At 65.9% G+C, this 25,866-nt stretch carries 28 protein-coding genes and 3 pseudogenes; 16 read left to right on the top strand and 15 right to left on the bottom strand.

From position 1 onward, the window contains the following. Positions 1 to 3 precede the first annotated feature (3 nt). From KW83_RS08175 to KW83_RS19805, 3 genes and pseudogenes are all read left to right on the top strand, one after another. Complete coding sequence (locus tag KW83_RS08175) at positions 4 to 726, top strand: rhomboid family intramembrane serine protease (RefSeq protein WP_036177214.1); 723 nt, start codon at positions 4 to 6, stop codon at positions 724 to 726. 10 nt (positions 727 to 736) lie between these two features. Further along, complete coding sequence (locus tag KW83_RS08170) at positions 737 to 1,108, top strand: GFA family protein (RefSeq protein WP_200879670.1); 372 nt, start codon at positions 737 to 739, stop codon at positions 1,106 to 1,108. A gap of 59 nt (positions 1,109 to 1,167) precedes the next feature. Next, a pseudogene (locus KW83_RS19805) lies at positions 1,168 to 1,954 on the top strand (IS5 family transposase). Positions 1,955 to 2,581: 627 nt separating this feature from the next. Here the strand turns inward: KW83_RS19805 and KW83_RS22125 are convergent. Both KW83_RS22125 and KW83_RS20920 read right to left on the bottom strand, forming a co-directional pair. Continuing rightward, a pseudogene (locus KW83_RS22125) lies at positions 2,582 to 3,240 on the bottom strand (transposase); the annotation flags it as partial. Between the two features lie 262 nt (positions 3,241 to 3,502). Continuing rightward, positions 3,503 to 3,646, bottom strand: a complete 144-nt coding sequence (locus tag KW83_RS20920; protein ID WP_161785469.1) for a hypothetical protein — start codon at positions 3,644 to 3,646, stop codon at positions 3,503 to 3,505. Between the two features lie 158 nt (positions 3,647 to 3,804). Between KW83_RS20920 and KW83_RS08160 the strand changes: the two genes are divergently transcribed. The 5 genes from KW83_RS08160 (at position 3,805) to KW83_RS08140 (ending at position 8,102) form a co-directional block, all read left to right on the top strand. Next, positions 3,805 to 4,350 (top strand): adenine phosphoribosyltransferase, encoded by a 546-nt coding sequence (locus KW83_RS08160; protein ID WP_036177212.1) that lies wholly within the window; start codon positions 3,805 to 3,807, stop codon positions 4,348 to 4,350. Next, the gene (locus KW83_RS08155; RefSeq protein ID WP_036177210.1) at positions 4,351 to 5,037 is read left to right on the top strand and encodes a type 1 glutamine amidotransferase; all 687 of its coding nucleotides are present in this window, start codon (positions 4,351 to 4,353) and stop codon (positions 5,035 to 5,037) included. After that, positions 5,034 to 6,389, top strand: a complete 1,356-nt coding sequence (locus KW83_RS08150) for a glutamine synthetase family protein (protein ID WP_036177208.1) — start codon at positions 5,034 to 5,036, stop codon at positions 6,387 to 6,389. Before KW83_RS08155 ends, KW83_RS08150 begins: the two co-directional genes overlap by 4 nt. 9 nt (positions 6,390 to 6,398) lie before the next feature. Next, on the top strand, positions 6,399 to 6,785 hold the full coding sequence (locus tag KW83_RS08145; protein WP_051928363.1) for a GFA family protein: 387 nt from the start codon (positions 6,399 to 6,401) through the stop codon (positions 6,783 to 6,785). Positions 6,786 to 6,872: 87 nt separating this feature from the next. Then, complete coding sequence (locus KW83_RS08140) at positions 6,873 to 8,102, top strand: multidrug effflux MFS transporter (RefSeq protein ID WP_036177205.1); 1,230 nt, start codon at positions 6,873 to 6,875, stop codon at positions 8,100 to 8,102. 2 nt (positions 8,103 to 8,104) lie between these two features. Here KW83_RS08140 and phaR read toward each other — a convergent pair whose 3' ends face one another. The 3 genes from phaR to KW83_RS08125 form a co-directional block, all read right to left on the bottom strand. Further along, positions 8,105 to 8,650: a polyhydroxyalkanoate synthesis repressor PhaR gene (gene phaR / locus KW83_RS08135; protein WP_036177204.1), complete on the bottom strand. Its 546-nt coding sequence runs from the start codon at positions 8,648 to 8,650 to the stop codon at positions 8,105 to 8,107. 222 nt (positions 8,651 to 8,872) lie between these two features. After that, on the bottom strand, positions 8,873 to 9,319 hold the full coding sequence (locus KW83_RS08130) for a hypothetical protein (protein WP_036177203.1): 447 nt from the start codon (positions 9,317 to 9,319) through the stop codon (positions 8,873 to 8,875). A 363-nt stretch (positions 9,320 to 9,682) separates the two neighbouring features. Next, entirely contained in the window at positions 9,683 to 11,485 is a 1,803-nt protein-coding gene (locus tag KW83_RS08125) for a PHA/PHB synthase family protein (protein ID WP_036177202.1), read from the bottom strand. Positions 11,486 to 11,638: 153 nt separating this feature from the next. Here KW83_RS08125 and phaZ point away from each other — a divergent pair, with 153 nt between their 5' ends. Further along, a complete protein-coding gene (gene phaZ, locus KW83_RS08120) occupies positions 11,639 to 12,955 on the top strand; it encodes a polyhydroxyalkanoate depolymerase (RefSeq protein ID WP_036177201.1) in 1,317 nt (438 codons plus the stop codon). Positions 12,956 to 13,333: 378 nt separating this feature from the next. Here the strand turns inward: phaZ and KW83_RS08115 are convergent, their stop codons facing one another. Then, positions 13,334 to 14,293, bottom strand: coding sequence for an alpha/beta hydrolase (locus KW83_RS08115; protein ID WP_036177199.1), 960 nt, complete (start codon positions 14,291 to 14,293; stop codon positions 13,334 to 13,336). Beyond that, positions 14,284 to 15,021 (bottom strand): alpha/beta fold hydrolase, encoded by a 738-nt coding sequence (locus KW83_RS08110; protein ID WP_036177197.1) that lies wholly within the window; start codon positions 15,019 to 15,021, stop codon positions 14,284 to 14,286. The genes KW83_RS08115 and KW83_RS08110 overlap by 10 nt, the downstream gene beginning before the upstream one ends. A 195-nt stretch (positions 15,022 to 15,216) precedes the next feature. Here KW83_RS08110 and thrS point away from each other — a divergent pair, with 195 nt between their 5' ends. Continuing rightward, entirely contained in the window at positions 15,217 to 17,163 is a 1,947-nt protein-coding gene (gene thrS, locus KW83_RS08105; protein ID WP_036177195.1) for a threonine--tRNA ligase, read from the top strand. A 3-nt stretch (positions 17,164 to 17,166) separates the two neighbouring features. Here the strand turns inward: thrS and KW83_RS08100 are convergent, their stop codons facing one another. Beyond that, the gene (locus tag KW83_RS08100) at positions 17,167 to 17,523 is read right to left on the bottom strand and encodes an arsenate reductase family protein (protein ID WP_407667851.1); all 357 of its coding nucleotides are present in this window, start codon (positions 17,521 to 17,523) and stop codon (positions 17,167 to 17,169) included. 123 nt (positions 17,524 to 17,646) lie between these two features. Here KW83_RS08100 and KW83_RS08095 point away from each other — a divergent pair, with 123 nt between their 5' ends. The 3 genes and pseudogenes from KW83_RS08095 to KW83_RS21860 all read left to right on the top strand — a co-directional run. Further along, positions 17,647 to 17,853 carry a cold-shock protein gene (locus KW83_RS08095; protein WP_036177402.1) on the top strand — a complete coding sequence of 69 codons (207 nt, stop codon included), beginning with the start codon at positions 17,647 to 17,649 and terminating at the stop codon, positions 17,851 to 17,853. Positions 17,854 to 17,995: 142 nt separating this feature from the next. Continuing rightward, on the top strand, positions 17,996 to 18,118 hold the full coding sequence (locus tag KW83_RS20520) for a transposase (RefSeq protein ID WP_152563517.1): 123 nt from the start codon (positions 17,996 to 17,998) through the stop codon (positions 18,116 to 18,118). Between the two features lie 259 nt (positions 18,119 to 18,377). Then, a pseudogene (locus KW83_RS21860) lies at positions 18,378 to 18,539 on the top strand (IS3 family transposase); the annotation flags it as partial. Between the two features lie 246 nt (positions 18,540 to 18,785). Here the strand turns inward: KW83_RS21860 and KW83_RS08085 are convergent. The 3 genes from KW83_RS08085 to thyX are packed head-to-tail and all read right to left on the bottom strand — an operon-like array spanning position 18,786 to position 21,028. Continuing rightward, positions 18,786 to 19,178, bottom strand: coding sequence for a DUF2177 family protein (locus KW83_RS08085; protein WP_036177191.1), 393 nt, complete (start codon positions 19,176 to 19,178; stop codon positions 18,786 to 18,788). A 48-nt stretch (positions 19,179 to 19,226) separates the two neighbouring features. Then, positions 19,227 to 20,117: a type II toxin-antitoxin system death-on-curing family toxin gene (locus tag KW83_RS19795; protein ID WP_081904517.1), complete on the bottom strand. Its 891-nt coding sequence runs from the start codon at positions 20,115 to 20,117 to the stop codon at positions 19,227 to 19,229. 5 nt (positions 20,118 to 20,122) lie between these two features. Beyond that, positions 20,123 to 21,028, bottom strand: a complete 906-nt coding sequence (thyX, locus tag KW83_RS08080) for an FAD-dependent thymidylate synthase (RefSeq protein WP_036177189.1) — start codon at positions 21,026 to 21,028, stop codon at positions 20,123 to 20,125. A 147-nt stretch (positions 21,029 to 21,175) separates the two neighbouring features. On the opposite strand from thyX, the gene KW83_RS08075 reads away from it, so the two are divergent. Further along, positions 21,176 to 21,610 (top strand): VOC family protein, encoded by a 435-nt coding sequence (locus KW83_RS08075; RefSeq protein WP_036177187.1) that lies wholly within the window; start codon positions 21,176 to 21,178, stop codon positions 21,608 to 21,610. Next, entirely contained in the window at positions 21,607 to 22,287 is a 681-nt protein-coding gene (locus KW83_RS08070; RefSeq protein ID WP_407667850.1) for a DUF1194 domain-containing protein, read from the top strand. The genes KW83_RS08075 and KW83_RS08070 overlap by 4 nt, the downstream gene beginning before the upstream one ends. A 115-nt stretch (positions 22,288 to 22,402) precedes the next feature. Here KW83_RS08070 and KW83_RS08065 read toward each other — a convergent pair whose 3' ends face one another. The 4 genes from KW83_RS08065 to KW83_RS08050 all read right to left on the bottom strand — a co-directional run bounded on the left by KW83_RS08065 (position 22,403) and on the right by KW83_RS08050 (position 24,600). Beyond that, on the bottom strand, positions 22,403 to 22,915 hold the full coding sequence (locus KW83_RS08065) for a MarR family winged helix-turn-helix transcriptional regulator (RefSeq protein ID WP_051928375.1): 513 nt from the start codon (positions 22,913 to 22,915) through the stop codon (positions 22,403 to 22,405). Between the two features lie 61 nt (positions 22,916 to 22,976). Then, complete coding sequence (locus KW83_RS08060) at positions 22,977 to 23,264, bottom strand: succinate dehydrogenase assembly factor 2 (protein WP_036177185.1); 288 nt, start codon at positions 23,262 to 23,264, stop codon at positions 22,977 to 22,979. Continuing rightward, positions 23,261 to 23,665: a helix-turn-helix domain-containing protein gene (locus KW83_RS08055; protein WP_036177183.1), complete on the bottom strand. Its 405-nt coding sequence runs from the start codon at positions 23,663 to 23,665 to the stop codon at positions 23,261 to 23,263. Before KW83_RS08055 ends, KW83_RS08060 begins: the two co-directional genes overlap by 4 nt. A gap of 98 nt (positions 23,666 to 23,763) precedes the next feature. Then, on the bottom strand, positions 23,764 to 24,600 hold the full coding sequence (locus tag KW83_RS08050) for a DUF4198 domain-containing protein (protein WP_036177181.1): 837 nt from the start codon (positions 24,598 to 24,600) through the stop codon (positions 23,764 to 23,766). A 65-nt stretch (positions 24,601 to 24,665) separates the two neighbouring features. On the opposite strand from KW83_RS08050, the gene KW83_RS08045 reads away from it, so the two are divergent. Further along, positions 24,666 to 25,772, top strand: a complete 1,107-nt coding sequence (locus KW83_RS08045; protein WP_327203962.1) for a HupE/UreJ family protein — start codon at positions 24,666 to 24,668, stop codon at positions 25,770 to 25,772. The last annotated feature ends 94 nt before the right edge of the window (positions 25,773 to 25,866 follow it).

The raw sequence follows: 25,866 nt of genomic DNA, 5'->3' as shown, positions 1-25,866 counted from the left end.
GCCATGTTCCCGATCCGCGATCACAACCCTTCGACCGGCACGGCCTATGTCACCCACGGGCTGATCGCGCTGAACGTCGCGGTTTTCGCGCTGACCTTCGCATCCACCGGCGATCCGCACTTCATGGCCGACTGGGCGCTGATCCCGGCACTGTCCTCCGCGCCGACCTATCTGACGTCGCAGTTCCTTCATGGCGGCCTGCTGCACCTGGCCGGCAACATGCTGTTCCTGTGGATCTTCGGCGACAACCTTGAGGACCGGATGGGCGCGCTGCCGTTTCTGGGGTTCTACCTTGCGTCCGGCGTGGCGGCGGGGCTGGCGCAGACCCTGTCGGACCCGGTCTCGACCATTCCCATGATCGGCGCGTCGGGGGCGATCGCCGGGGTGATGGGCGGGTATCTGCTGCTCTTTCCCAGAGCCCGCGTGGATGTGCTTTTCATCTTTGTGGTGTTCTTCAAGATCTTCCCGATACCGGCCTGGATCGTGCTGGGTGTCTGGTTCGCCATCCAGGTCGCGTCGGGCGCCGCGACACCGTCCGGGATGGGCGGCGTCGCCTACTGGGCCCATGCGGGCGGGTTCATGGCCGGGCTGGCGCTGACCGTGCCGCTGTTTCTGCGCCTGGGCGGCACCGCGTTCTGGGCCCGCACCGCAGGCCATCCGCCACACCCCGAAGCGCAATACCGGACCCGCAGATCCCCGATCCCCCGGGCGGGGCGCCGCAGATGAGGAGACGCCGATGAGGATCCGGGCCACCTGCCATTGCGGAGCGGTCGAGATCGCCGCCACGCTGGTCGACGGGCTGGCCACGATCCGGCGCTGCGACTGTTCGTTCTGCGCGCGGCGGCAGGCCGCCCCCGTCTCGGCGCTGGCGGCCGACATAGAAGTGGTCCGGGGGCAGGACAGCCTGACGCTCTACCGATGGGGGACGATGACGGCAGAGCACCATTTCTGCGCGGTCTGCGGCATCTATACCCACCATCGCCGCCGATCCGATCCGGACGAATACGGCGTCAACGCCGCCTGTATCGAGGGCGTGGACATCCGGGCGCTGGAGCCGATCCCGTGGTCGGACGGGCGCAACCACCCCTCCGACTCGCAGGACCCCTAGCGCCTGTTGCCGAAAGAGTTTCACGACGTACTGCGGGCGTGGTTCAAGCTGGTGTCTGCATGGGAAATCAGCTTGGCACGAGACCGATGTCGGACGGGGAGTGGGCATTCTTCGGGTGCTTGATCCTGGCCGTTCGCCCCTCAAGCGGACGCGGACCCGACAATCACCCCCTTGTTCTTGAATGGAGTTCCTGGATCGCGCGAACCGGATCGCCCTGGCGAGACCTGCCGGAAGGGTTCGGCAAGTGGTCGAGCGTCTACCGGCAGGTCCGGCGCCGGACCCTGAACGGATATCATGGAGGCGCTGGAGCGGGGCCGTGCCGGACGCGCTCCGGATGATCCCTCTCTGCAGATCGCCTGCCGGGCAGAGGACAGCACCGCGCCCCGCGCCCGCCATCAGGCAGCGGGCGCGAAAGGGGGACTCCGCGACAGGGTCTCGGCCGTGCGCGCGGCGGTTCACGACCAGATCCATCTCCGCGTCAACGCGGCCGGGCGGCCCATGAGATCCGATGGTACGCCCGGCCGGACCCCGGAACATCTCGGCTTCGATCTGGTGATGGCCGACAACCGCCCGCGCCGGGCGTCTTGCCCGCCGACCGAGGCCATCACGCTGAGAGCATCAGGAAAGCCATGGAACCTCCCGATGATCCCCATGCGCAAGTCACATAAGATACGCGTCGGCGTGGATCGCTCCCTCTACGGGCTGCGCAACCTGGCCGAGCGCCGCGTCAACAAGCCGACGAACGCCCGCCGCGTCGCAACCCGCTACGACAAGACCGCACAGAGCGTCCCTAGCGTCATCGACATCACGTCGACCCGGCTGTGGATCCGCCATTTTTCAACATGAGCTGACCGCAGGTATCCGGCCTCTGCGCTACAAACATCGCTCGTTTCTCGACCACATGCGCTGCGACTATCGGGGCCGGCCTGACTGGCTCAGTTGCGAACAGGATCACGCGTGTCGCCACGGGGGTGCAAACATCGCGTTTCGGCCACGTCGAGCGAAATTCGTGTCGAAGCTCACTGGCAGGTCCACCCGGTGCAACATGATGGTGATTTCCTCGCTCACCGTCAGATGCAGGAAAGTGCCCGGTGGCGGCGCTGACATTTTCGTTGGCCTCCATGGGCGGGCTTGGGGAGGTCGACGTGCCGTTCGTCGGCGTCGGGAAGGTTGGAAGGGCGCACCTGGCCACCTGGCGATCGGATCGTATTTGCACGCAGGGGGGTCACGGATTGCCTTTCGACGTCCCTATCCGGGAGGGCCGCCGGCGTCCTCTGACGAACGACGGCATGCAGGGATATGGCCCTTTTCCGGGGCGGTCCTGCGGCGCCACGGAGCGGATCGTCGAGGCGGGCATCCGGGTGCGGGCGAGCCCCGCCTGCGGGTGGAGACTGACGGGCCATGCAAGCGACCTTGGGAGTGTCCTAAACTCAATGTATCCGGCCCGGCCCATGCGGTTTCGGGAGACGTTCGAGCGGCAAGGCGCGCGCCGGATATTCTGGCGAACCGGTTGCGGGCCGCGAACCGTTCCCTGGCATGTCTGCCATCCTTTTCGAAGGTGCGGATGGCGAGGTCGATCGGTTTGTGGCGGTCCCATCGGCGGGGAATGAACCGCGCGTCTCGGTCTTCGGATCACCCGGTTCAGGCTCTCGATGGCATTCGTGGTGTGGATGATTTTTCGGTTCGCCGGATCGAAGGCGGAGAACGGGATCAACTCTTGCCACGGCCGACGCCAGGCCGGGGCGATGGAGGCATATGCCCTGGATGTCCCGGACCGTCAGCCCGGCGGCATAGAGCCCGCCGATCCTGTCATCCACGCCGTCGATGCGGGTCTGGCCCCTCCTGACCGGCTCCGGCTCGAAGCTGCTGTCGCGGTCCCGCGGCACCGCCACCGGCAATCCACCGTTCCGGCCTTTCAGCACCTTGCTTCTCCTGCCGTTTCGGCGATTGGCCTGACCGGGCGGGGCTCGCCTACTCTCTCCATCGCCCGGATGCGCGGTCGGCTCCGCCCCCGGCATCCGTTTTGTCAGACGGATTTCCAGTGCTTTCATCAGCCCGGTGTTGCCGAAAAACCCTTCGGGGCAGTCAACGCCCTTCAGAAGCTCGTCCCGTGTCTCCCTGGAGATCGTCATTCATGCGTCCTGTCGGCGACGCATGGACCGGATCGCTCATACACAGACGATCGGACGCTCACTGCGACCTTGCGGATGTCGCTGGACCGGTAGAACTCCGCACCTCGCAGGGTCGTCCCCTGCCCGGCCGTGGTTTGCCCGTAAACGATGAGACGCCGCATGCTTCCTGATAGCCTGCCAAAGGACCTTCGGATGCTGTCCTTTCCAGTCGGACGCGAAGCAAGACCAGCTGGCGGGTGGAGCGTCGCCATTCCAAAGCCGCTCATCCCAGCCACAGGCCCCCGCGCCGGCGCCGCCTTGCCGGTGCCGGGTGCCACGCGCGGGCGACGATCGGGTTCACGACGAACCGGCCGGGGACGTCTTCAGACCCTTCGGTGACGTCTTCACCCAGACGCTTACGGGACATGAAAGCCGTTCTCTCCTTTGCAGTCCCGTCTCGGTGCTCCTGTCGCCCACGGACGGGACCGCTCCGGCGCCACAGCCGCTGATCTCCATGCGCTCCGGCTCTGGTCTCGCCGGTGCGCCGGTGCTACCCCACCCCCGTGCCGCGCAAGGAGCCTGCCGATGACCAACACGCCGAAGAAGTCGGTGCGCGATTACATCCGCACGATTCCCGACTTTCCCAGACCCGGCATCAGGTTCCGCGACGTGACCACGCTCTTTGCCGATCCGCGCGGTTTCCGTATCTGCATCGACCAGCTTCTCCATCCCTTCGCGGACGAGCGCTTCGACAAGGTGGCGGCACTGGAAAGCCGCGGATTTATCATGGGCGGTGCCATCGCGCATCAACTCAACGTCGGCTTCGTGCCGATCCGCAAGCAAGGCAAGCTGCCCGGCGCGACCCTGCGGGAGGAATACACGCTGGAATACGGCGACGCGGTGATGGAGATCCACGACGACGCGCTCCGTGCCGGAGAGAAGGTCCTGCTGGTGGACGATCTGCTGGCCACGGGCGGCACCGCCGAGGCGGGCGTGAAGCTCTGCGAACGGCTGGGCGCGGATATCGTCGGATGCGCCTTCATCGTCGATCTGCCGGACCTGGGCGGCCGCGCGAGGCTTGAGGGACTGGGCCTCAGGGTCGAGGCGCTCTGCGCCTACGAAGGCGATTGAGTGCGCATCGGCCTTCTGCAATGCGGTGCGGTCCGGCCCGGACTGGCCGCGACCCATGGCGACTACCCGACCCTCTATGCCGGCCTGCTGGGCCCCGGGTTCGACTGGCGCACCTTTCGCGTCTTCGAGGGGGAAATTCCCGCGCCGGATGCCTGCGACGGATGGCTCGTCTCCGGCTCGCGCCATGGCGCCTACGAACCCCACCGCTGGATCCCGCCGCTGGAGGATCTGATCCGTCGCATCCACGGCCAAAGACCGCTCGTCGGGATCTGCTTCGGTCACCAGATCGTGGCGCAGGCCCTTGGCGGCACGGTCCGCAAGCATCCAACCGGTTGGTCGGTGGGGCGGCACCGCTATGACTGGAACGGCCGCAGCCTGCACCTGAACGCCTGGCATCAGGACCAGGTCGCCGTGCCGCCGCCCGGCGCGCGCACGGTGATGTCCAGCGCCTTTACCGTCCATGCCGGGTTCGCCATCGGCCCCGCCACCCTGACCCTTCAGCCGCATCCGGAATTCCCGTCGGCGCTCATCGCCGACATGATCCCGGCGGTGGGCCGGGGCATCGTTCCCGACCCGCTGCTGGCCTCCGCCGCGGCCGCCGTCGCGGCCCCGGTCGACAATGTTGCAACCGGCGCGCGCCTTGCCGCCTTTTTCCGCGGAGACGCCCCCATGAGTGACCGGACATGACCGGCTGGATCGACCACGCCCCTGAGGCTGCGCGCCTCTATCTCGACGGCCGCGCCCCGGACGAGATCGAATGCATCGTGTCCGACCTGCCCGGCATCGCCCGGGGGAAGGCCATGCCCGCCTCGAAATTCGCGCGTCAGACGCGGTTCTTTCTGCCGCGCACGATCTTTCACCAGACCATCACCGGCGTCTGGGCCCGGGTGCCCGTGCCCGAGGCCAAGATCGAACCCGACATGATCCTGACGCCGGACTATGCCACCGCCACCGCCGCGCCCTGGACCGCGGACCGCACATTGCAGGTGATCCACGATATGGAGCTGCAGGAGGGCGGCCCCGTTCCCGCCGCGCCCCGCAACGTCCTCAAGCGGGTCATCGCCGCCTATGCCGAGCTCGGCATGACCCCAGTGGTCGCTCCGGAGATGGAATTCTACCTGGTCGCGCGCAATACCGACCCGGCCAAGGAGATCGAGCCGATGATCGGCCGGACGGGCCGCGCCGCCGCCGCGCGGCAGGCCTATTCCCTGTCGGCGGTGGACGAATACGGGCCGGTGATCGACGACATCTACGATTTCGCGGAGGCCCAGGGGTTCGAGATCGACGGCATCACCCAGGAAGGCGGGGCGGGCCAGCTGGAGATCAACCTGCGCCACGGCAACCCCGTGAAGCTTGCCGACGAGGTGTTCTTCTTCAAGCGCCTGATCCGCGAGGCAGCACTCCGCCACGGCTGTTTCGCCACCTTCATGGCAAAGCCGATCGAGCGTGAACCGGGCTCGTCCATGCATATCCACCATTCGGTGCTGGACGCGGACGGACGCAACATCTTCGCCGGGCCAGACGGAGAAGAGACCGACGCCTTCCGTCACTTCATCGGCGGGCTGCAGCACCACCTGCCCTCTGCCGCGGCGCTGCTGGCGCCTTACGTGAATTCCTACCGGCGCTACGTGAAGGATTTCGCGGCCCCGGTGAATCTGGAGTGGGGACGGGACAACCGCACCGCCGGACTTCGGGTCCCGGTCTCCGATCCGCAGGCCCGCCGGGTGGAGAACCGCATCGGCGGAATGGACTGCAACCCGTACCTTGGGATCGCCGCCTCCCTCGCCTGCGGGCTTCTGGGCCTGATCGAATCGCGCGAACCGCAGCCCGAATGCAAAGGCGACGCCTACGACAGCGACATGGGCGTGCCGCGCGGGCTGTTCGACGCGCTGGAAATCTTCGACGCCGCCGGCTCCCTGCAGTCATTGCTGTCGCCGGAGTTTTCCAAGGTCTATTCGGTGGTCAAGCGCACCGAATACGACGAATATCTGCAGGTCATCTCGCCCTGGGAGCGAGAGCATCTGCTGATCAACGTGTGAGGCCCGACCATGAGTTCGATCGCCCACTGCCTTTGCGGCGCGATCCGCCTGGCCTTCGACCGCACCCGCGTGTCCAGGCCGGACATCTGCCATTGCGCAAGCTGCCGCCGCGCGACCGCATCGCCCCTGACGGCAGGCTTCGCCCTGCCCGATACCGCGTGGCGCTGGACCGGGCGGACGCCGGCCTCCTACGTGTCGTCGCCCGGGGTCACCCGAGAGTTCTGCGGCACCTGCGGCACGCAGATGGCCTACCGGACCGACGCCCTGCCCGGAGAGACGCATTTCTACATCGCCACCCTGGCCGACCCGGCGTCAATGGCACCGGAAAGACAGGCCTTTGCGGATGAGGCGCTGCCCTGGACCGCGGGAATGATGTCGCTGCCGCGCGCCGACTGATCCGTCTGTGCGTCCGTGCGGCCGGGACCGTTGCGCCGCAGCTTCCCAAGGCGCATGTAGCGCCCGACACGGACGCGGAGTTCCACGATGGCCATCACGACAGATCCCGCGGTCCGGGCGCCGCTTTCGCGGATCGAATTCGTCGCCCTGATCGCGTTCCTCATGGCGTTGAACGCGGCGGCCATCGACGTGTTCATTCCCGCGCTCCGGACGATCGGAGAGACCTACGGCATCGCCGGCTCGAACGACCGGCAATTCGTCATCACCGCCTATATCCTTGGCTTCGGCATCGCGCAGCTTGCATTCGGCCCGCTGGCGGACCGTTTCGGGCGGCGCCCGGTGCTGCTGGCGGGTCTGGCGATCTACATCGCCGGGGCCTTCGCGGCACTGTTCGCGCCCAGCTTCGCAGCCCTTCTCCTCATGCGGTTCGTCCAGGGCGTCGGCGCGGCCTCGACCCGGGTGGTCGCCACCGCCGTGGTACGCGACCGGTTCCGCGGTGCCGCCATGGCCAGCGTCATGTCGCTGGTGATGATGGTATTCATGATCATGCCGATCCTGGCGCCCAACCTCGGGGCGCTGGTCCTGGCGTTCGGCGACTGGCACGCGCTGGGGCTGGTGATGGCACTGATCGGCATCATCGCCTTCGTCTGGGCCGGGCTGCGCCTGCCCGAAACCCTGTCGCCGGGCGATCGCCGCCCCCTTACCGGCAAACGCGTGGCCGAGGCGTTCCGCGTCGTCGCCACGAACCGCATCGCGGCGGGCTATACCGGCGCGCTCGCGGCCTTCTTCGGGGTGCTCTTCGCCTTCGTGAACCAGGCCGAGCAGATCTTTACAGAGGTCTACGGTCTCGGGCCCGCCTTCACGCTCTATTTCTCGCTGGTGGCGGTCTTCATGGCCGGGTCGAGCTTCACCAACTCCCGACTTGCCGAACGGCTTGGCATCAAGCGGTTGTCGCAGACGGCCCTTGCGGCATTCATCGCGCTCTCCGCGCTGCATCTGGGCCTGGCGCTGACCTTCGGGGGGCAGACGCCCTTTCCCCTGTTCATCGCGCTCTTCATCCTGACGATGTGCACATTCGGCTTCGTGCCGCCCAACCTCAACGCCTTGGCGATGGAGCCCATGGGCCATGTGGCGGGCGTTGCCTCGGCAGTGCTGGGAGCGACGCAGATGTTGATCGGCGGGACGCTCGGCGGGCTCATCGCCTATTTCTTCGACGGCACACTGGTCCCGCTTCTGGCGGGGTTTCTGGGACTGTCCGTCGTGTCGCTGGCCCTGGTGCTCTGGGCCGAGCGCGGCACGGTCATGGGGCGCGACTGACCTCAGCCGTTCATCTTCTTGAGGACTTCGCGCATCTCCGCCAGTTGGCGGCGGATCTCATCCAGTTCCGCCGACTCAGCGCCCGGTGCGGGCTGGGCCTCGGGCTGATCGGGGTCCGGACTGCCCGGCGTCCAGCCACCGGTCATCGCCTTGATGAACGCCTCCTGCTGCTTTCTCATCGCCTCGAACCCCGGCACGATCGCCATCGGTCCCATCATCTTGGACTGGCTCTCGCGCAGCATGTCGAAGCTGATCTGCAGAAACTGCGGCACGATGGAATTCGCCTTGGTGCTGTAGGACCGCACGAGATCGGTCAGCACCTCGATCGGCAGGACGCTCTCGCCCTTTGACTCGTGTTCGGCAACGATCTGCAACAGGTACTGCCGCGTGAGCTCCGCACCGGACTTGAGGTCGACGATCTTCACGTCGCGGCCGTCGCGGATGAACCCCGCGATATCCTCCAGCGTCACGTAATCGCTGGTCTCTGTGTTGTAGAGGCGTCGACTGGCGTAGCGCTTGATGAGCAGGGGCTTTTGTTCGTCCGACATCTGATCCCTCCCGGGCATTCGGAATACCGCACGACGTTAAGGTGACGCCATGCGGAAATAAAGGGCGCATCGACCTGTCAAGCGTCGCAGGACACATCGGGCGCGATCGCCGACGCCGCATCGCAGACCTGGAGGCAAAAAGAAAGGGCGGACCGAAGCCCGCCCAGTCGTCACGCCGCCAGGGAGGAGTAAGCGACGTGTCTATGTTGTCCGAAGACCCGCTTACTTCGCGGTGGCCTTCTTCGCGGCCGAGGTGGCTTCAGAAGAGGCCTTCTTGGCGGCAGCGGTGAAATCCTCGGACATGTCCTTGCCGGCGGAGAGCATCAGCTCGACCGTTTCCATCTGCACGTTCTTCGCGACCTCGGCGAAGGCGGCGAGCGTCTCGGCGGTGGCTTCGGCCTGAGCAGAGGCAAAGTCGGTCACGGCCTTGCCGTAATCGGCCGGCTCTTCGCGGACGACGGCGACGCCGTTCAGCTTGGACAGCGTGTCCTTCGTCCACTTCGAGGAAATCTCGGTGGATTTTTCGGCAGCCTCAAGCGCAACCTTGGACATCCGCTCTCCGAAGGAGGCGTAGGACTTGAAGGTGTCCTGATAAGCCGACATGTCGGTCGGCAGGGACGCCATCATCTCTTGCATCATCTTGGTGTAATCGGTGGTCTTGGTGGCCATGTCAGTTCTCCAGATCGTCGTTTCGGTCTTTCGGGCGGGAGGGGGCTTTCGACCCCTTCTTGTCTGTCTGTACCCTTCATATAACGCTGCACTGCGGCATTTCAAGCCGTTCTTTCCGCGCCGCAGCATTTTTTCTGCGGGAGCGAGCCGCACAGTGCACTGTCGGATACAGCTATAAAACTAAGGCGTATTCTTCAAGAACACCCAAGCGAACAATACAGCAGACCACCCGCCATCCGTGCGCTCTCGCGCAGACCTCTCCTTGCGTAATGCTGCACGTGCATAAGCGCCTGGCGGTCGGCGGGAGTCCGCCGGGTGGACGCCCGACCCCGCCCACGGCCGCGTCACACCGCCCGACGCGGATCAGGCGGCCGGGCGTTCCACCACATATGTCCCGGGCGCGGGGGCCAGCGTTTCGCGCCCGGCACCCGGTTCGCGCGGCTCGACCTGCTTTCCGGACCGTTTCGACAGCCACTCGCCCCAGCGCATCCACCAGGTGCCCTCATGGAAATCGGCTGCGGCCTGCCAGTCCTCCGGCGTGCCGGACCAGTCGCCGTTGGTATAGTGGCCGTATTTCTTCTTGGACGGCGGGTTCACGATCCCGGCGATGTGACCCGATTCCGACAGGATGAAGGTCTTCGACCGTCCGCCCATCTTCTGAATGCCGCGGAACGACGACTTCCAGGCGGCGATGTGGTCGGTCTCGCAGGCGATGGCCATGAGCGGTACGTTCACGTCCTTCAGCGTCACGGTCTCGCCACAGATCTCATAGCCATCGGTGGCCAGCCGGTCGCCTTGGCAGAGGTTGCGCAAATACTCCTTGGCCATGTCGCGGGGCAGGTTCGTTCCGTCCCCGTTCCAATAGAGCAGATCGAAGGCCGGCGGGGTCTGGCCCATCATGTAGTTCCTGACCGCCGGCTTGTAGACGAGGTCGTTCGACCGCAGGAAAGAGAACGTCCGGCTCATGTAGAAGCTGTCCAGGTACCCCTCCCGGTCGACCTCCTTCTCGATCCCGCTGACGAAATCGTCGTCGAGAAAGACGCCGACCTCTCCCCGGTCCGAGAAATCCGTGAGCGTCGTGAAGAACGTCGCCGATTTCACCGACTTGTCGCCGCGCTTGTTCAAGAGCCCCAGCGTCATGGACAGGACGGTGCCGGCGATGCAGTACCCCACCGCGTTGACCTGCTTTTCGCCGGTGATCTCCTTGATTTCGCGGATCGCCTCCAGATACCCCTCCTCGACATACTCGCTCAGCCCGACGTCCGCGTAGTTGCGGTCGGGGTTCTTCCAGGACACCACGAAGAGCGTGAAACCCTGCTCGACGATCCAGCGGATCAGGCTGTTCTTCTCTTTCAGATCCAGGATGTAGAATTTGTTGATCCAGGGCGGAAAGATCACCAGCGGCGTCTTGTGGACAGTCTCGGTCGCCGGCGCGTACTGGATGAGCTCCATCATGCGGTTGCGATAGACGACCTGTCCGGGGGTGGTGGCCAGGTTCTCGCCGACCTTGAACGCCTCCGGGTCGGCCAGGGTCACCACCAGCTCGCCGTCGTTGCGTTCGAGATCGCGGACAAGGTTCTCCAGCCCGTCCACGAGGCTCTGACCTTCCGTCTCCACGGCGAGGGCCAGGGCCTCTGGATTCGTGCCCAGAAAGTTCGTGGGGCTCATCATGTCCACGATCTGCTCGCTGAAGTAGGTCAGCCGTCGCTTGTCTCCCGGATCAAGCCCGTCGATGTCGGCAACCGCCTTGCGCACCAGTTCCGCGTTCATCAGATATTGCTGCTTGAGGTAATTGAACATCGGATGGACCTGCCAGGCCTCGTCCGAGAACCGCGAATCGGGGCCCGTGGGGTCGTCGGGCGGGGTCAGATCGCCACGCATGAGTTTTTGTTGCGCCTCGATGTAGTGGGTGAGCGTCTTGCCCCAGAAGTCGATCTGCGTCTGCATGATCTTGGTGGGGTTGGCCACCGCCTCCCGCATGAAGGCCGCGCCCGCCTTCATGTAGAAGTCAGGGCTGGGCGCCTGCAGCGACGGAGGAACCTCGCGCTTTTGCGCCATGACGGCGGCCAGACGGGCAGATAGCTCCTCCATCCGAGCGAGGTTTCTGGACATCGATTCGGAATAGTCCGCGACGGTGTTACCGCTTTCCTCATCTTTCGTTGCCATGATCCCCTCCGATGATTAATGCTGCATGGCAGCGATCCGTGCCGCGGCCGCAAGCGACCGGATCGCCCTGCCCGGACGCATCGCTTGCCCGGGTTTACGTAGCGGTGCGGGCCGCGAAGAAAAGTCGCAGCGGCTCCGGAGAAGAGGAACGAAATGCACAATATGATGGCCTACGATTGGATGGAGACGGTCCGCGTGACCAACCAGTGGCTGGGCGCGACCGCGCAGGCCTTCGGCTCCTACCCCGCCCACGGCCTGGCGCCGAATCCGTTCTTCCAGACCCTCTCGGCCTGGGGTGACGTAACGGAGCGATCGTTCGACAGAATGGTGGTCAAGCCCGACTGGGCCATCGACACGGTGGTCGGCGATGACGGGCGCGATCACGTGGTGTCGGTCGAAAAGGTGGTCGAGCAGGACTTCGGAGACCTCATCCGCTTCCGCGTCCAGGGCCGGCCGGACAAGGCGCGCCGGGTGCTTCTGGTCGCCCCCATGTCGGGCCACTACGCGACGCTGCTGCGGTCGACCGTCGCCTCCTTGCTGCCCGATTGCGAGGTCTGGATCACCGACTGGAAGAACGCCCGCGACATCCCCGTGTCCAAGGGTAAGTTCGATGTTGAAGATTACGCCCGGTACATCGTCGCCTTCCTCCGCCATCTCGGGCCGGACACGAACGTTGTGGCCGTCTGCCAGCCCGTGCCGCTGACGCTGGCCGCCGTCGGCTGGATGGCCGAGCACGACCCCGAACACCAGCCCGCCACCATGACCCTGATCGGTGGGCCGGTGGATCCGGACGCCGCGCCCACGGAAGTGACCGATTTCGGCCGCCGCGTCACCATGGGCCAGCTGGAGCGGATGGTGATCCAGCGCGTCGGTTTCAAATATGCGGGTGCCGGGCGCCCGGTCTATCCGGGGCTGCTGCAGCTCGCCTCGTTCATCTCGATGAACACAGAGCTTCACGGCAAGGCCTTCTCCGACCAGATCATGCGGGTCGCCAAAGGCGAGGCCGGCGATCACGACAAGCACAACAAGTTCTACGACGAATATCTCGCCGTGATGGACATGACGGCAGAGTTCTACCTGTCGACCGTCGATCGTGTGTTCAAGCGCCGCGACATCGCCCGCAATGCGTTCGAGATCGACGGACAGCCTGTGGACATCACCAAGATTTCCGCCGTGGCGACCATGATCGTCGAAGGGGAAAAGGACGATATTTCGGCTCCCGGACAGTGCATCGCCGCGCTGGACCTTTTGCCGAATCTTCCCAAGGACAAGATCGTGACCCATCTGGAACCGGGCGCCGGTCACTACGGCATTTTCGCGGGCCGATCCTGGCGCAACCAGATCCGTCCGCTGGTCATCGACTTCATCGACCGCAACGCCGGCCGTCCGGCGACCCTGACCGCCGCCAATGCCAAACGGCCGCCGAGCAAGAAGCCGGAACGCCCGTCGTCGAGTTCGATTCCGGTCTGACCGACTTGGAGAGCCGCCCGACCGCCACTCCGCGGTCGGGACGGCGACGTCAAATAATGCCACGGAACGCGGGACTCCGGATAATGAGGGAACGCGGAGAGAAAAACGGCAACTCCGGCGGGGTGGCTCAGGGACGGTACGGCGGCGCTGCCGGGCTGTCAGAGTACCGCGCCCTCTGAACGGCAGATCGACCGTATCATTCCGGCGTCAAGCCGGCCAGGTTCCGTCCCAGCGAAACCGCCGAAGAACTGGCATTCCCGCCACCGGGCCCGTCGGACCGGAGGTGTACCGCCGCCCCACATCCCGTCATCTCACGTCCCCGCCCCTGCCCTCCGTTCTGAAGGGCGTCGCCGACTCGACGAATAGCGGCCCCCCGCGTCAGAGATCTTGCAGAAAGGCAAGGATCCGGTCCGTGACCCGCGCGGTCAACGCAGGGCTCAGGATGTCGCCGGCCAGAACATGGGCGGACGGATCGACCCCCGGACCCGGCGCCAGCCGCACCCAGGACACCGTCCCGCCCCAATCGGCCATGGCCGTCCGCGTGGCGTCGGGACGCACCACCTCGTCGGCCTCCGAATAGATCACCAGTGCCGGGATGTCGGTCCCGCCCAGATCCGCCGCGCGGGCCCGGTCCACGGCCGCCTGCATCGGCAGCACCGCGACGGTGGGGTAACGCTCTGTCCAGTACCGGGCCTGCGCGTCGTTCACGGGCTCGAAGCTCCGCGTCTCGCCGGCGATCAGCGGGATCCACCAGCGCGCGCCGGGCAGGTTCAGCAGGGGCGCCGCAGGGTTCCGCGGGCCGAAATTGGGCGAAATCATCACCATCGCATCGACACCGCCGATCTCGGCCGCGGCGATGGCGGCCAGCGTGCCGCCCGTCGATGTGGAGATCACCGCCACCCGCTTTCCCAGCCGCCGCGCCACGGCGACGGCTTGCGCGGTGTCGCGCGCCCAGTCATCGGCAGAGGCCTCCGCCATGGCCGCTCCGTCGCGCCCGTGACCGGCAAACCGGGCGTAGTAGAGGTTCGCGCCCAAAGCCCGGGCGACGTCCTCCGGGACCGGGCGGATCTCCTGGGCGGAGGCGGAAAACCCGTGCAGATAGACCAGCGCCCAGTCGGTCTGCGCGCCCGGCGTTCCGGCCCAGCGGATCCGCGCCTCCGTCCCCGGAACGATGTCGTCGAACCGCGCCTCCCGCGCCGCGAGCCATGCGTCGAGATCGTCGCCAAGCGCGACCGAATCGTACCCCGGCATCGGCCCCATCTGCGCGCGCGGCAGCGCGACCCAGGCGATTCCGCCCAGCACCGCAAGCACGACCAGAAGCCGCAGGATCAGACGCATCCCAGGACCTCTTCCAATGTCCGCTCGATCAACGCCAGGCAGGCCGGATTCGAGAACCGGTGATCGGCGCCCTTGACCAGCGTCAGCCGCACGTCGCCTGACAAATGGTCCAGAAGCCGGAGTGCCACGTCACGGTCCACATCGGCGTCCTCCGTTCCCTGCAGCAGCCGCACCGGTCCCGAGACGGGCTGGACGGAGCGCAGCACCAGATGGTCGCGCCCGTCCTCGATCAGCCGCCGGGTGATCACGTAGGGATCGCCGTACTCGGACGGCAGCGCCACCCGGCCGTCGCGGTCCAGCGCCGCGCGCTGCCCCGCGTCGAACCCCGCCCACATGCTGTCCTCGGTGAAATCCGGCGCCGCCGCGATCCCGACCAGCCCGGCGATCCGCGCCACCCGCCGCATCGCCAGGAGCGCGATCCAGCCGCCCATGGAAGAGCCGACAAGGACCACGGGCCCCTCCGTCAGCGCCTCGATCGCGGCCACGGCATCCTGGGCCCAGTCGCCAATGGCGCCGTCCTCGAAGGCGCCGGAACTTTTTCCATGGCCCGAATAGTCGAACCGCAGGAAGGCACGGCCCCGCGTCCGCGCCCAACGGTCCAGATGCACGGCCTTGGTGCCGGCCATGTCGGACTTGAAGCCGCCCAGAAACACGACCCACGGGCCCTGCCCCGGCGTGCGGTGATAGGCGATGCGCCGCCCCTGGTCCGTGTGCAGATGCTCGGTCATGGCCGCGACTGTCCCGGCCCCGCGCGACCCCGTCAAGGCGCGATGCGACGGCCACCTGCCGCCTGCGGCCCTGCGGGCAGATGCGCCGCGATCGCGGCCGGCGCGGTTGACAGTGCCGATCGCCTCGCCCACCTAGGCGGGACCATACTTGCAACCGGGCGTTCCGTGGGCGCCAAACCGACGAGGAGGCCCGCGATGGCCCAGATCTCCCTGACCTTTCCCGACGGCAATGCGCGCGAATTCGACACCGGCATCACCCCGGCCGATGTCGCAGCTGCGATCTCCAAGTCATTGTCGAAGAAAGCGATTTCCGCTTCGGTGGATGGGCGCCACTGGGATCTGCAATGGCCCGTGGAGCAAGACGCGGCCATCGCCATCCACACCATGGACGACGAGGCCCCGGCGCTGGAACTGATCCGCCACGACCTGGCGCATATCATGGCCCGCGCGGTGCAGGAAATCTGGCCCGAGGTGAAGGTGACCATCGGTCCCGTCATCGCCAACGGCTGGTACTACGACTTCGACCGGGAGGAGCCCTTCACCCCGGAGGACCTTGGCCGCATCGAAGAACAAATGAAGGAAATCATCGCCTTGCGGGACGACGTTCGCACCGAGGTCTGGGACCGTCCCCGCGCGGTATCGCATTACGAGGCGCTGGACGAACCCTACAAGGTCGAATTGATCGAGGCCATCCCCGGCGACCAGCCGCTGCGGATGTACTGGCATGGCGACTGGCAGGATCTCTGCCGCGGGCCGCACCTCCAGCACACCGGACAGGTGCCGGCCAACGCTTTCAAGCTGATGAACGTGGCCGGCGCCTACTGGCGCGGCGACAGCACCCGCCCCATGCTGCAGCGCATCTACGGCGTTGGTTTCAGGACCAAAAAAGAACTCGACGCGCATCTTCACATGCTCGAAGAGGCGGCCAGGCGGGACCATCGCCGGCTGGGCCGGGAGATGGACCTGTTCCACATGCAGGAGGAAGCGCCCGGGCAGGTGTTCTGGCACCCCGACGGCTGGACCATCTACACCACCTTGCAGGACTACATGCGCCGCCAGCAGCGCGCGCATGGCTACGTCGAGGTCAACACCCCCCAGGTCGTGGACCGCAAGCTCTGGGAGGCATCTGGCCACTGGGACAAGTACCAGGAGCACATGTTCATCGTCGAGGTGGATGAGGAACACGCCCGCGAGAAGGCGGTCAACGCCCTGAAACCCATGAACTGCCCCTGCCACGTGCAGGTCTATAACCAGGGGCTCAAATCCTACCGCGACCTGCCCCTGCGCATGGCGGAGTTCGGATCCTGCAACCGCTATGAGCCTTCCGGTGCGCTGCACGGCATCATGCGGGTGCGCGGCTTTACCCAGGACGACGCGCATATCTTCTGCACGAAGGACCAGATCGAGGCCGAATGCGCGGGCTTCATCCGGATGCTCGAAACCGTCTACCGCGACCTGGGGTTCGAGGATTTCGAGATCATGTTCGCCACCCGGCCGGACAAGCGCGTGGGCTCCGAAGAGTCCTGGGACCAGGTGGAAACCGCGCTGGAGCAGGCGATCAGGGCGACGGGGCGGAGCTTTACGCTCGATCCCGGAGAGGGCGCGTTCTACGGGCCAAAGCTGGACTTCAAGCTGACCGATGCGATCGGCCGGGTCTGGCAGCTTGGCACCTTCCAGGTCGATCCCAACCTGCCCGAGCGGCTGGGTGCCAGCTATGTGGGGGAGGATGGCGCGAAGCACCGCCCCTACATGCTCCACCGGGCGATCCTGGGCAGTTTCGAGCGGTTCATCGGCATCCTGATCGAGAACTATACCGGCCGCTTTCCGCTCTGGCTGGCGCCGCGGCAAGTGGTGGTGGCCACCATCGTGTCCGATGCCGACGACTACGCGGCAGAGGTCGTTTCCGCCTTGCGAAAGGCAGGGTTACGGGCCGAAGCTGATACACGGAACGAAAAGATCAACTACAAGGTCCGCGAGCATTCCATGGCCAAGGTCCCGGCGATCCTGGCACTGGGCGCGCGCGAGGTCGAGGAGCGCAGTGTGTCCCTGCGGCGGCTGGGCGACAAGCAGCAGACCGCCCTTCCTTTGGATGAGGCCGTGGCGATGCTGCGGGCAGAGGCGCTGCCCCCAGACCTGCGCTGAACCTCAGCCCAGAAGCGCCGCGCGCACGTCCTGTCCCCAGCCCAGATGGAGCACCCCGCCGTCGTCGATGACCGGGCGCTTCATCAGCGCGGGATGGGCGGCGATCAGCGCCACGGGATCGCCCGCGCGCCGGTCCTGTGCCAGACCCCGCCAGGTCGTCGAGCGGCGGTTCACCAGCGCGTCCCCGAACGCGGCGTGGAACCGCATCAGCTCCGTTCGCGGCAGACCCTCCGCCCGGATGTCGACGAATCGCACGGATTTCCCCGCGTTTTCAAGATCCTTCACCGCCTTGCGGCAGGTGTCGCAGGTCTTCAGCCCGTAGAGTTCCATCGAATTCTCCTTGTTCGGTATCACGGACATCTTGAAAAACCGTCCAGGATGTTCTCACAATTTCAGGGTCTTTCCTTCGACAAAAGGCGACGTCTCTTTCGCGAGCGGCCGGCAAGGAAGGCACCGGCTGCGACACCACTCGGAGACATGGACATGCCCACTGGCACCGTCAAATGGTTCAACACCACCAAAGGCTACGGCTTCATCGCCCCGGATTCGGGCGGCAAGGACGTGTTCGTCCACATCTCGGCGGTCGAGAGGGCGGGACTCACCGGGCTCGCCGATAACCAGAAGGTCAGATATGAGCTGATCTCCGGCCGGGACGGGCGCGAATCGGCCGGAGAGCTCCAGCCGCTCTGACCCGGTCCCGGCGGCGGCGGGCCCCCGATCACGACGTATGAGCGGCGTCGGAGACCTGTAAGAGTCCTGTAGGAGGGTGTGACCCGAGCCCCGTTTCGCCCTTTCGTTCGAGGTGGAGTCCGCTCCGACGAGAAGACGGGCAATGAAGCGTTCAAGGTTCAGCGAAGAGCAGATCATCGGGGTGCTGAAGGAGCAGGAGACAAGGATGTCGATGGCCGACCCGTGCCGGAAGCACGGTGTCAGCAGCGCAACGTTCTACAGATGAAAGGCGCGCTATGGCGGGCGCGAGGTTTCGGATGCGCGGCGGCTGGAGGGGCTGGAAGAGGAGCACGGCACGCTGAAGAAGCCGCTCGCCGAGGCCATGCTCGCCAGCCCCGAAGGATGTCGCCACAAAAAAAACGGTCGCGCCCGGTGTAGAGCGGGGGGGCAGTGGCGTGGAGGTCCACGGGGATGAGCCGGGTCGGCGCACCGCGCCAGAGGCGTGCAGGATCCTGGCCGATCGCTCCGGCTTGCGCTATCGCGGCATGCGGCCGGACGATGCCGAAGCTCGGACGTCGATGAAAGCGGCGGCCGCCCGGCGGCGGCGGTTCGGCTACCGGCGCATTCACGTGACGCTCGCGCGCCAGGGGATCGTGACGAACCTGAAGGAGCCAAGGCGGCTCTGCCGCGAGGAGAAGCTTCAGGTGCCCCGCCGGGGCGGGCGCAAGCGCGCCGACCCGTCCCACTCCGGTCGACGCCGTCAGAAAATCCGGGCCCGGCAAGACCACTGCAACCATCATTGCCCCCACTCGGGGCTCAGGACCATTCCGCCAGCCGCGTTCGGGGCAAAGAACGGCCCCGGCGCCACGTGCCGCGCAACGCCAACATCAACCGGCGGACTCCGCGTAAGGCCGGAGGGACGTCGGGTCTCAGGTCAGGTGCGGCCGCTGCCCTCAGCCGAAGCGCAACACGAGCGCGACCCCGGCCCAGGCCGATCCGCCGGTCAGCACCGCGCCCCAGATCGTGTCCGTGGCGACCATCTGCCAGGACCAGTCGCGCATGACGGACATGGAGGTGAACTCATAGGTCCCATAGGCCATGGCCCCGAGGATCGCGCCCTTCAGAAGCGCCGCCCCCGGATCCCCCGCGGCCAGCGCCGGGGCGGAAACGAGGTACACCAGCCCCGCCACATAGGCGAGGTAGAACCCGGCGGCGGGCAGCAGCATCGGGCTGTCGCGCATGGTGTCGCCCAAATGCGACTCGAACAGCGGCTTCATCACGAGCGAGAGCATGATGGCATCGACCACGAGGAAGATGACGGCGGTGGTGAGGTAGAGGGCGATCATGGGGGTCTCCGACGAATACTCATGGGCGACCTAGCTCGCAACTCAGATCTATCTATATGCGAGCCGCTGTAAAGCCCCACGATAGCTATGGATCAGCTGAAAGGTAGGTTGAGCATCTCTAAGTAGCACTTCGCCGTCGAACCCATCTTGATCAGTCAAACCGCAATGCTGGCGTACAAGGCGGACCGTATTATCTGGGACATCAACACCTTCTCCATGATAAGCAATGTTAACGACAACACGTTCGTGTCTTTTTACTTTGTCCCTAAAAAAATATCTATGCGTTACCGTTTCCGTAATTTGGACTAAGTCTATCGAGCCGCGATTTGGATTTCGAAAAGCAAAACCGTTAGCCTCGACTATTTTTCGGAGCTCCCTGAAATTAATGGTTTTTCTAAGATGCGCCCTCTTTCTGGAATTTTTTTCGAGATATCGCCCCAGATACCTTATCTCAGGATGCGATACCCCTGATTTGGTAAGTGCCTTGAGAGCAGATCTTTTGCCGAGGGAGCCTTCTGCAATTTGAACCATCAGATTTTCGAATTCGATTTCTGACACCTCAATCACGCGGCCCATTTTATGTAATTGCAGCAGCGCACATAGAAACGCTGTTCTTTTGTTGCCGTCATAAAATGGGTGATTTTTAATGATTCCATAGCAAAGCGTAGCAATTTGCTCATACGGAGTATCGTAGACTATGAAGCCTTGGTAGCCGGTAAATTGGCGCTCTACGGTTGACACGAATAGATCTGAATTCCTTACTCCAATGCCGCCCATGCCGTATCCTTCGCGGGAGAAAAAATCGGCGATACAGAAGTGTGCATCCAAAACATCTTCGTATGTAAGTATGTGCGCTCCTTGGGCATTTCGAAAAATGGGTAAGCTGGATAGTTGCCTCTCTCGCTCTGCGAGGAGGGACTTTGTCAACAAAACAATCATCTACGTCAGTCCAAAATTCCCATCACTTCCCCCCACTCCCGCTTTGTCAGCCCGCTATTCTCCTGCGTGACCTCCTCGCCCGCCAGCATCCGGCGCAGGGCGTCCACGGCGCCGCGGGACAGGTGGGCGCCGCCCAGGCGGTAGTCGTCGAAGGCGGCGTAGGCGAGCGGGACCCAGTCGCGGGCGATTTCGCAGATGGCGTCGGCATAGACGCGGATCTCGTACTGGGCGTGGGGGTCGGCGCGCAGGCGCAGGAAGTGGAAGAGGTTGTGCAGGTCCACCTTCCAGTACCATTGGGTGTAGACGTTGGCGGGCAGGTTCATCCGCGCGAGTTCGCGGGCCAGGCCCTGCTGGCCATCGGTGGACAGCATTTCCTGATAGTGGTCGTAGGCGCGGTCGGCGTCGGCGCGGAGCGTGTCGAGCACGCGCTGCGCCTCCTCGCCCTCCAGCACCGCGCCGCGGCCCTGGTTGTTCTGGGCCGACTGGGCGGCCAGATGCTCCGGCGCGGGGACGTAGAACTCGCGGTCGAGGACCGAGTAGCGGGCGGAGTATTCGTTCACGTTGGCGGTGCGGTGGCGGATCCACTGGCGGGCGACGAACACCGGCAGCTTCACGTGGAGCTTGATCTCGCACATCTCGAAGGGGGTCGAGTGCCAGTGGCGCATGAGATAGCGGATCAGCCCCTCGTCGCTGGACACCGCCTTGGTGCCGCGCCCGTAGGAGACCCGCGCGGCCTGGCAGATCGCCGCGTCGTCGCCCATGTAGTCGATGACGCGCACGAACCCGTGATCGAGACAGGGCCGGGCATGGTAGAGGTGCCGCTCGATCCCCGGTGCGGTGGCGCGGAGCGTTTGCCGCGGGTCGGAGCGCTGCGCGTCGATCTCGGCCTGCTGATCCGGGGTAAGGGGCATGGCGGCGTCCTTTCGTATGAGTCGGGGGCGACCCCTTGGGCGTAGAAGGTCGCGGCGACGGCCTCAAGTCCCGCGGCGGGGTCGACCCGGCGCCCCGCCGGACTACCTGCGGGGCGGGTTTTTCCGCAGCGAAAGGGAAAGAGTGGCATGGCGATCGAATATCTGCACACGATGGTCCGGGCGAAGGATCTGGACAGGACGATGGCGTTCTTCGAGATGCTCGGCCTGCGCGAGCGGCGGCGGATGGAGAACGAGGGCGGGCGGTTCACGCTGGTGTTCATGTGCCCGCCGGGCCAGGACGACGGGCGCGCCGACGTGGAGATCACCTACAATTGGGACGGCGACGACAAGCTGCCCGACGACGGCCGGCATTTCGGCCACCTCGCCTATCGGGTCGATGACATCTACGCGATGTGCGAGACGCTGCAGAACGCCGGTGTGACCATCAACCGCCCGCCGCGCGACGGCCACATGGCGTTCGTGCGCTCGCCAGACAACATCTCGGTGGAGCTGTTGCAGAAGGGCGAGGCGAAAGCGCCGCAAGAACCCTGGGCCAGCATGGATAACACGGGCCACTGGTGATCGGGCGGCTGGCCCTGGCCCTGGCGCTGTCGCTGGCCGCCGGGCCGGCGGCGGCGGAGTGCCGGCTGGCGCTGCTGCTGGGGCTCGACATCTCGTCTTCGGTGGACGCGGAGGAGGACGCGCTGCAGAGGCAGGGGCTGGCGGCGGCGCTGCGCGCGCCGGAGGTGGCGGCGGCCGCCCTGGCGATCCCGGGCAGTTTCGTGGCGCTGGCGGTGTTCGAGTGGTCCGGGCGCTGGCAGCAGGATCTGATCCTGGACTGGACGCTGCTGGAGGGGCCCGCGGACCTGACCCGCGCGGCGGACAGACTCGCGGCCTCCACCCGGTCGTATGCCGATTTCCCGACCGCGGCGGGATACGCGCTGGGCCATGCGACGACGCTGATGGCGCGCGCGCCGGACTGCCTGTTCCGCACGCTGGACATGTCCGGAGACGGTATCAACAACGAGGGTTTCCCGCCGGCGCTGGCCTATGAGAACTTCCCCTTCGACGAGGTGACGGTGAACGGGCTGCCGATCGCCGGGCATGACCCGTCGGTGGTGACCTTCTACGAGCGCGAGATGCTGCACGGGCCCGGCGCCTTCATGGAGGTGGCCCAAGGGTTCGAGGATTTCGAGCGCGCCATGCGCCGCAAGCTGGAGCGGGAGATGGGCGCAAGGACGCTGGGCCTGGCCGACTGAGAGCCCCGCCCTGCGCGCGGCGTCGCCGTGGCCCGTGGGACGCGCGGGCGTCGCCGGGGCGGTGGATGCGACCGGGGCCGGCGGGCGGGCGCCCGGTCCGGGGCCAGCCGGCCGGTCAGTAGATATAGCGGATCTGATCGGTCCAGTAGCGTTCGACCCGGCGCAGCGTGCCGTTGATCTGGTCAATCTGGTCGAGGCTCAGCACGCCTTTCTTCTGCAGTCCCTGGGCGTGGCGGGCGAAGAGCCGGGCGACGTTCTCATGCACGTCCCGACCCTTGGTGGTCAGGCGGACCCGCACGGCGCGGCGATCGACCTGGCACCGCTTGTGGTGCATATAGCCCATCTCGACCAGCTTCTTGAGATTGTAGGACACGTTGGAGCCCTGATAGTAGCCGCGGGTCTTGAGCTCCCCGGCCGTCACCTCATTGTCGCCGACATTGAAGAGCAAGAGCGCCTGCACGGGATTGATCTCAAGCACGCCGACACGCTCGAACTCATCCTTGACCACATCGAGGAGGAGCCGGTGCAACCGTTCGACCAGGGCCAGGCTGTCCAGGTATTCCGCTGCAAACCCCCGGTCGGTCGCCGTGAACTCCGGGCCCTGCGCTATGTCGTGCTGCACGTTCATCTTTTGCTCCGCCGCGATCATCTGATGCAGCCAGCTTTGTGCGCAAAATCCTAAAAATCCGTCAAGACGCGCGGAATCGCGCCTCCCGGGCCGCTTTTTCCGCCGTTTCGGCAATATCCAGGACAATTTTCGAAAAACGCGGCGGAGCCGCCTCCTGCCCGCTCACCCAGCGATAGAGGTCCTGGTCGTTCTCGAACAGCAGCGCCTCGTAGAGGGCCAGATCATCGGCAGAAAGCGCGTCGAGACGGCGGTCGGCATAGGCCGACAGGATCAGGTCCATCTCCTTGATGCCGCGGCGGATCGAGCGCATCCGCAGCCGCCGGAGCGTCGCGTCGTCGGTGCCGCTCATGCGCCGCCCCGGGTGCGAAGGCGCTTTTCGATCCGCCCCAGACGGTCGGCGCAGCGCGCCAGGTCGGACTGGAGCTGGCGCAGGTCGGACAGGATCTCGGCGCTGTCGGCGGGGGGGGGGGCGGCGGTGTCGGGGGCGGCCAGCCCCTCTCCCTCTCCGGTCAGCAGCCAGCGCAGCGACACGTTGAGCAGCCCCGCCAGGATCGACAGGCGGTTGGCACGCGGCTCGGACAGGTCGTTCTCCCACGAGTCGAGCGTCTTTTCGCGCACCCCCAGCTGGCGGGCCAGATCCTTCTGCGACAGGCCCAGGGCCGCACGCGCGTCGGCCAGGCGGTCGCCGAAGGTCGCCGTCTCGTTGGAATACCAGTCGTGCTCGACGGCCGGGGTTTCATCGTCCTGCATGGGGCCTCCTGTCACTGTGCCCGCCCCTTCTAGGGGCCCCGCGGCGATCTGGCCACCGGGGACGACGACACGGGGCGCGCCATGGGCGGCACCGCGCCTCAATCGGCGGGCAGGCCGAAGGTCAGGCTGGCCCAGAGGGTCTCCCACTGGGGATCGAACCCGGCCATCAGGTCGTCGGCAGGTTCGCGGAACACCACCGAGTCCAGAAGGTACTGACGGCCATTTTCGACCGTCACGGTCGCGCGGCCGTCGGCGTCGGTCTGGACCTTGGTCACGGTCGCCTCTGCCTGGTCGTCGCCGAGAGGCTTCGAAAAGACCTCGATCTGGGCATCGGCGCGGGGGGCGCCGTCATAGAGCACCTGAACGTCCAGACCGTCCGAAGCGGCATCCGTGTAGGGGTTTTCCAGCGCCACGATCTCTGTTTCCAGCCCGTAGGCGCGATCCTCGCCGGCACCGTCGCCCACGGCATAGAGCGCCTTGGCGAAGCGGGCATAGGCCTCCCGGATGCCCTCGACCTGCTCGAAACCCCGTTCGGCATGGGCGTCGATCACCCAGTCGCCGTCCTTTTCGCGAACGAAATCGTCGAACTTTTCCCAGCTTTCCCAGGTCAGGTCGAAATAGCGCGAGACATGGAGCACCGTGGTCAACCCCTCCTGCTCGACCGGCATCGACAACGCCGGCCGGTCGCCCAGCCGCATCCGCACCGGCACCATCTCATCCGCGCCCGGCGCCACTGTGGCGAAAAGGGTGAAGTTGGGCGGAAAATACGGGTAGGAGGTGCCCTGGAACTTTTGTCCCACACGAACCGTGGCTACCAGATCCTGACCGGGATCGAGGGCATAGTCGTCCGATTCGATCCAGAATTCATGGGCCGCGGACGGGGCGGCGCCGATCGCGGCAAGTCCGACGACAAGGGTCGGAAAAAGAAAGTTCATCAATGCGGTTCCCCGATAAGACGTTTGACCGGAGAGTGGCGGCGTGGCGATGCCTGTCAAGGACGGTGGCGGCGCTGGCCGTGGTGCTCGCGGTGTTGTCATCGCCCGCCCGCGCCCATGAGGTGCAGCCGTCGGTGCTGGACCTGACCCTGGCGGACGGCACCGCCACGGTGTCGGTCGACGCGACGGTGGAGCCGTTCATCGCCGGGCTGGACCTGGACGGGCTGTCCAACACCAACGAGAGCGCGCGGTCCGAGGCGAACGACCGGCTGCGCAACATGCCGCCGCAGGAGCTGTCGCAGGCGCTGCGCGACGCCTGGCCGGCGCTGTCGGAGGATCTGCAGCTGCTGGTGGACGGCACCCCGGTGCCGCTGGAGCTGCAGGACATCGCGGTGCCGGAGGTGGGCGATCCGGATCTGCCCAGAACCACGCGGTTCACCGCCACGGGGCCGTTGCCGGAGGGCGACGCGCCGGTGGTGGTGGACTGGGCGCCGCGGCTGGGCGGTGTGGCGATCCGCCAGATGGGTGCCGGCCAGGAAGGCTATACCGGCTATCTGGCCTCCGGCGGGCAGAGCGATCCGATCCCGCGTACGGGCGGATCCGCGCAAGGCGGCTGGGCGGCGTTCCAGAGCTACGTCCCGGTAGGCTTCGCGCATATCATGCCGCTGGGCATCGACCATATCCTGTTCGTGCTGGGGCTGTTCTTTCTGTCGATGAACCTGCGGCCCCTCCTGGCACAGGTCACCGCCTTCACCGCCGCGCATACGCTGACGCTGGCGCTGGCGGCGCTGGGGATCGTCAGCGTTTCCGCGGCGATCGTCGAGCCTCTGATCGCCGCCTCCATCGTCTATGTGGGGGTGGAAAACGTGCTGTCGCGCCGCATGTCGCCCTGGCGGCCGCTGGTGGTGCTGCTCTTCGGCCTGCTGCACGGTCTGGGCTTCGCGGGGGTGCTCAGCGAATACGACCTGGGATCGTCGAATTTCATGGCCAAGCTGATCGGGTTCAACGTCGGGGTCGAATTTGGCCAGCTGGCGGTCATCGCGGCGGCCTTCCTCACGGTGGGGCTTTGGTTCGGGCGCAAGCCCTGGTACAAGGCGTGGATCGCCAACCCGGCTTCCGTTGTCATCGCCGCGGTCGGGGCGTACTGGTTCGTGGAACGGGTGTTTCTGTAGGGCGGCTCCGCGGGGCGCTGTTGAAGGGACCGTCCGCGACCTTAGGTTCAGCCGGGGCCGCCATGGCGGCGCGGCGGGACCGGCCGCCGCCTTC

Origin of the sequence: Palleronia rufa (assembly GCF_000743715.1) — a bacterium.
GTDB classification, from domain to species: domain Bacteria; phylum Pseudomonadota; class Alphaproteobacteria; order Rhodobacterales; family Rhodobacteraceae; genus Palleronia; species Palleronia rufa.
The sequence above is the reverse complement of the archived record's forward strand: the minus strand, read 5'-3'. Positions and strand labels throughout refer to the sequence as shown.

Bases quoted from the DNA above. Each gene is read 5' to 3' on its own strand.
- KW83_RS08175 (WP_036177214.1), top strand. From the start codon at position 4: ATGTTCCCGATCCGCGATCACAACCCTTCGACCGGCACGGCCTATGTC.
- KW83_RS08170 (WP_200879670.1), top strand. From the start codon at position 737: ATGAGGATCCGGGCCACCTGCCATTGCGGAGCGGTCGAGATCGCCGCC.
- KW83_RS20920 (WP_161785469.1), bottom strand. From the start codon at position 3,646: ATGTCCCGTAAGCGTCTGGGTGAAGACGTCACCGAAGGGTCTGAAGAC.
- KW83_RS08160 (WP_036177212.1), top strand. From the start codon at position 3,805: ATGACCAACACGCCGAAGAAGTCGGTGCGCGATTACATCCGCACGATT.
- KW83_RS08150 (WP_036177208.1), top strand. From the start codon at position 5,034: ATGACCGGCTGGATCGACCACGCCCCTGAGGCTGCGCGCCTCTATCTC.
- KW83_RS08145 (WP_051928363.1), top strand. From the start codon at position 6,399: ATGAGTTCGATCGCCCACTGCCTTTGCGGCGCGATCCGCCTGGCCTTC.
- KW83_RS08140 (WP_036177205.1), top strand. From the start codon at position 6,873: ATGGCCATCACGACAGATCCCGCGGTCCGGGCGCCGCTTTCGCGGATC.
- phaR (WP_036177204.1), bottom strand. From the start codon at position 8,650: ATGTCGGACGAACAAAAGCCCCTGCTCATCAAGCGCTACGCCAGTCGA.
- KW83_RS08130 (WP_036177203.1), bottom strand. From the start codon at position 9,319: ATGGCCACCAAGACCACCGATTACACCAAGATGATGCAAGAGATGATG.
- KW83_RS08125 (WP_036177202.1), bottom strand. From the start codon at position 11,485: ATGGCAACGAAAGATGAGGAAAGCGGTAACACCGTCGCGGACTATTCC.
- phaZ (WP_036177201.1), top strand. From the start codon at position 11,639: ATGCACAATATGATGGCCTACGATTGGATGGAGACGGTCCGCGTGACC.
- KW83_RS08115 (WP_036177199.1), bottom strand. From the start codon at position 14,293: ATGCGTCTGATCCTGCGGCTTCTGGTCGTGCTTGCGGTGCTGGGCGGA.
- KW83_RS08110 (WP_036177197.1), bottom strand. From the start codon at position 15,021: ATGACCGAGCATCTGCACACGGACCAGGGGCGGCGCATCGCCTATCAC.
- thrS (WP_036177195.1), top strand. From the start codon at position 15,217: ATGGCCCAGATCTCCCTGACCTTTCCCGACGGCAATGCGCGCGAATTC.
- KW83_RS08100 (WP_407667851.1), bottom strand. From the start codon at position 17,523: ATGTCCGTGATACCGAACAAGGAGAATTCGATGGAACTCTACGGGCTG.
- KW83_RS08095 (WP_036177402.1), top strand. From the start codon at position 17,647: ATGCCCACTGGCACCGTCAAATGGTTCAACACCACCAAAGGCTACGGC.
- KW83_RS20520 (WP_152563517.1), top strand. From the start codon at position 17,996: ATGAAGCGTTCAAGGTTCAGCGAAGAGCAGATCATCGGGGTGCTGAAG.
- KW83_RS08085 (WP_036177191.1), bottom strand. From the start codon at position 19,178: ATGATCGCCCTCTACCTCACCACCGCCGTCATCTTCCTCGTGGTCGAT.
- KW83_RS19795 (WP_081904517.1), bottom strand. From the start codon at position 20,117: ATGATTGTTTTGTTGACAAAGTCCCTCCTCGCAGAGCGAGAGAGGCAA.
- thyX (WP_036177189.1), bottom strand. From the start codon at position 21,028: ATGCCCCTTACCCCGGATCAGCAGGCCGAGATCGACGCGCAGCGCTCC.
- KW83_RS08075 (WP_036177187.1), top strand. From the start codon at position 21,176: ATGGCGATCGAATATCTGCACACGATGGTCCGGGCGAAGGATCTGGAC.
- KW83_RS08065 (WP_051928375.1), bottom strand. From the start codon at position 22,915: ATGAACGTGCAGCACGACATAGCGCAGGGCCCGGAGTTCACGGCGACC.
- KW83_RS08060 (WP_036177185.1), bottom strand. From the start codon at position 23,264: ATGAGCGGCACCGACGACGCGACGCTCCGGCGGCTGCGGATGCGCTCG.
- KW83_RS08055 (WP_036177183.1), bottom strand. From the start codon at position 23,665: ATGCAGGACGATGAAACCCCGGCCGTCGAGCACGACTGGTATTCCAAC.
- KW83_RS08050 (WP_036177181.1), bottom strand. From the start codon at position 24,600: ATGAACTTTCTTTTTCCGACCCTTGTCGTCGGACTTGCCGCGATCGGC.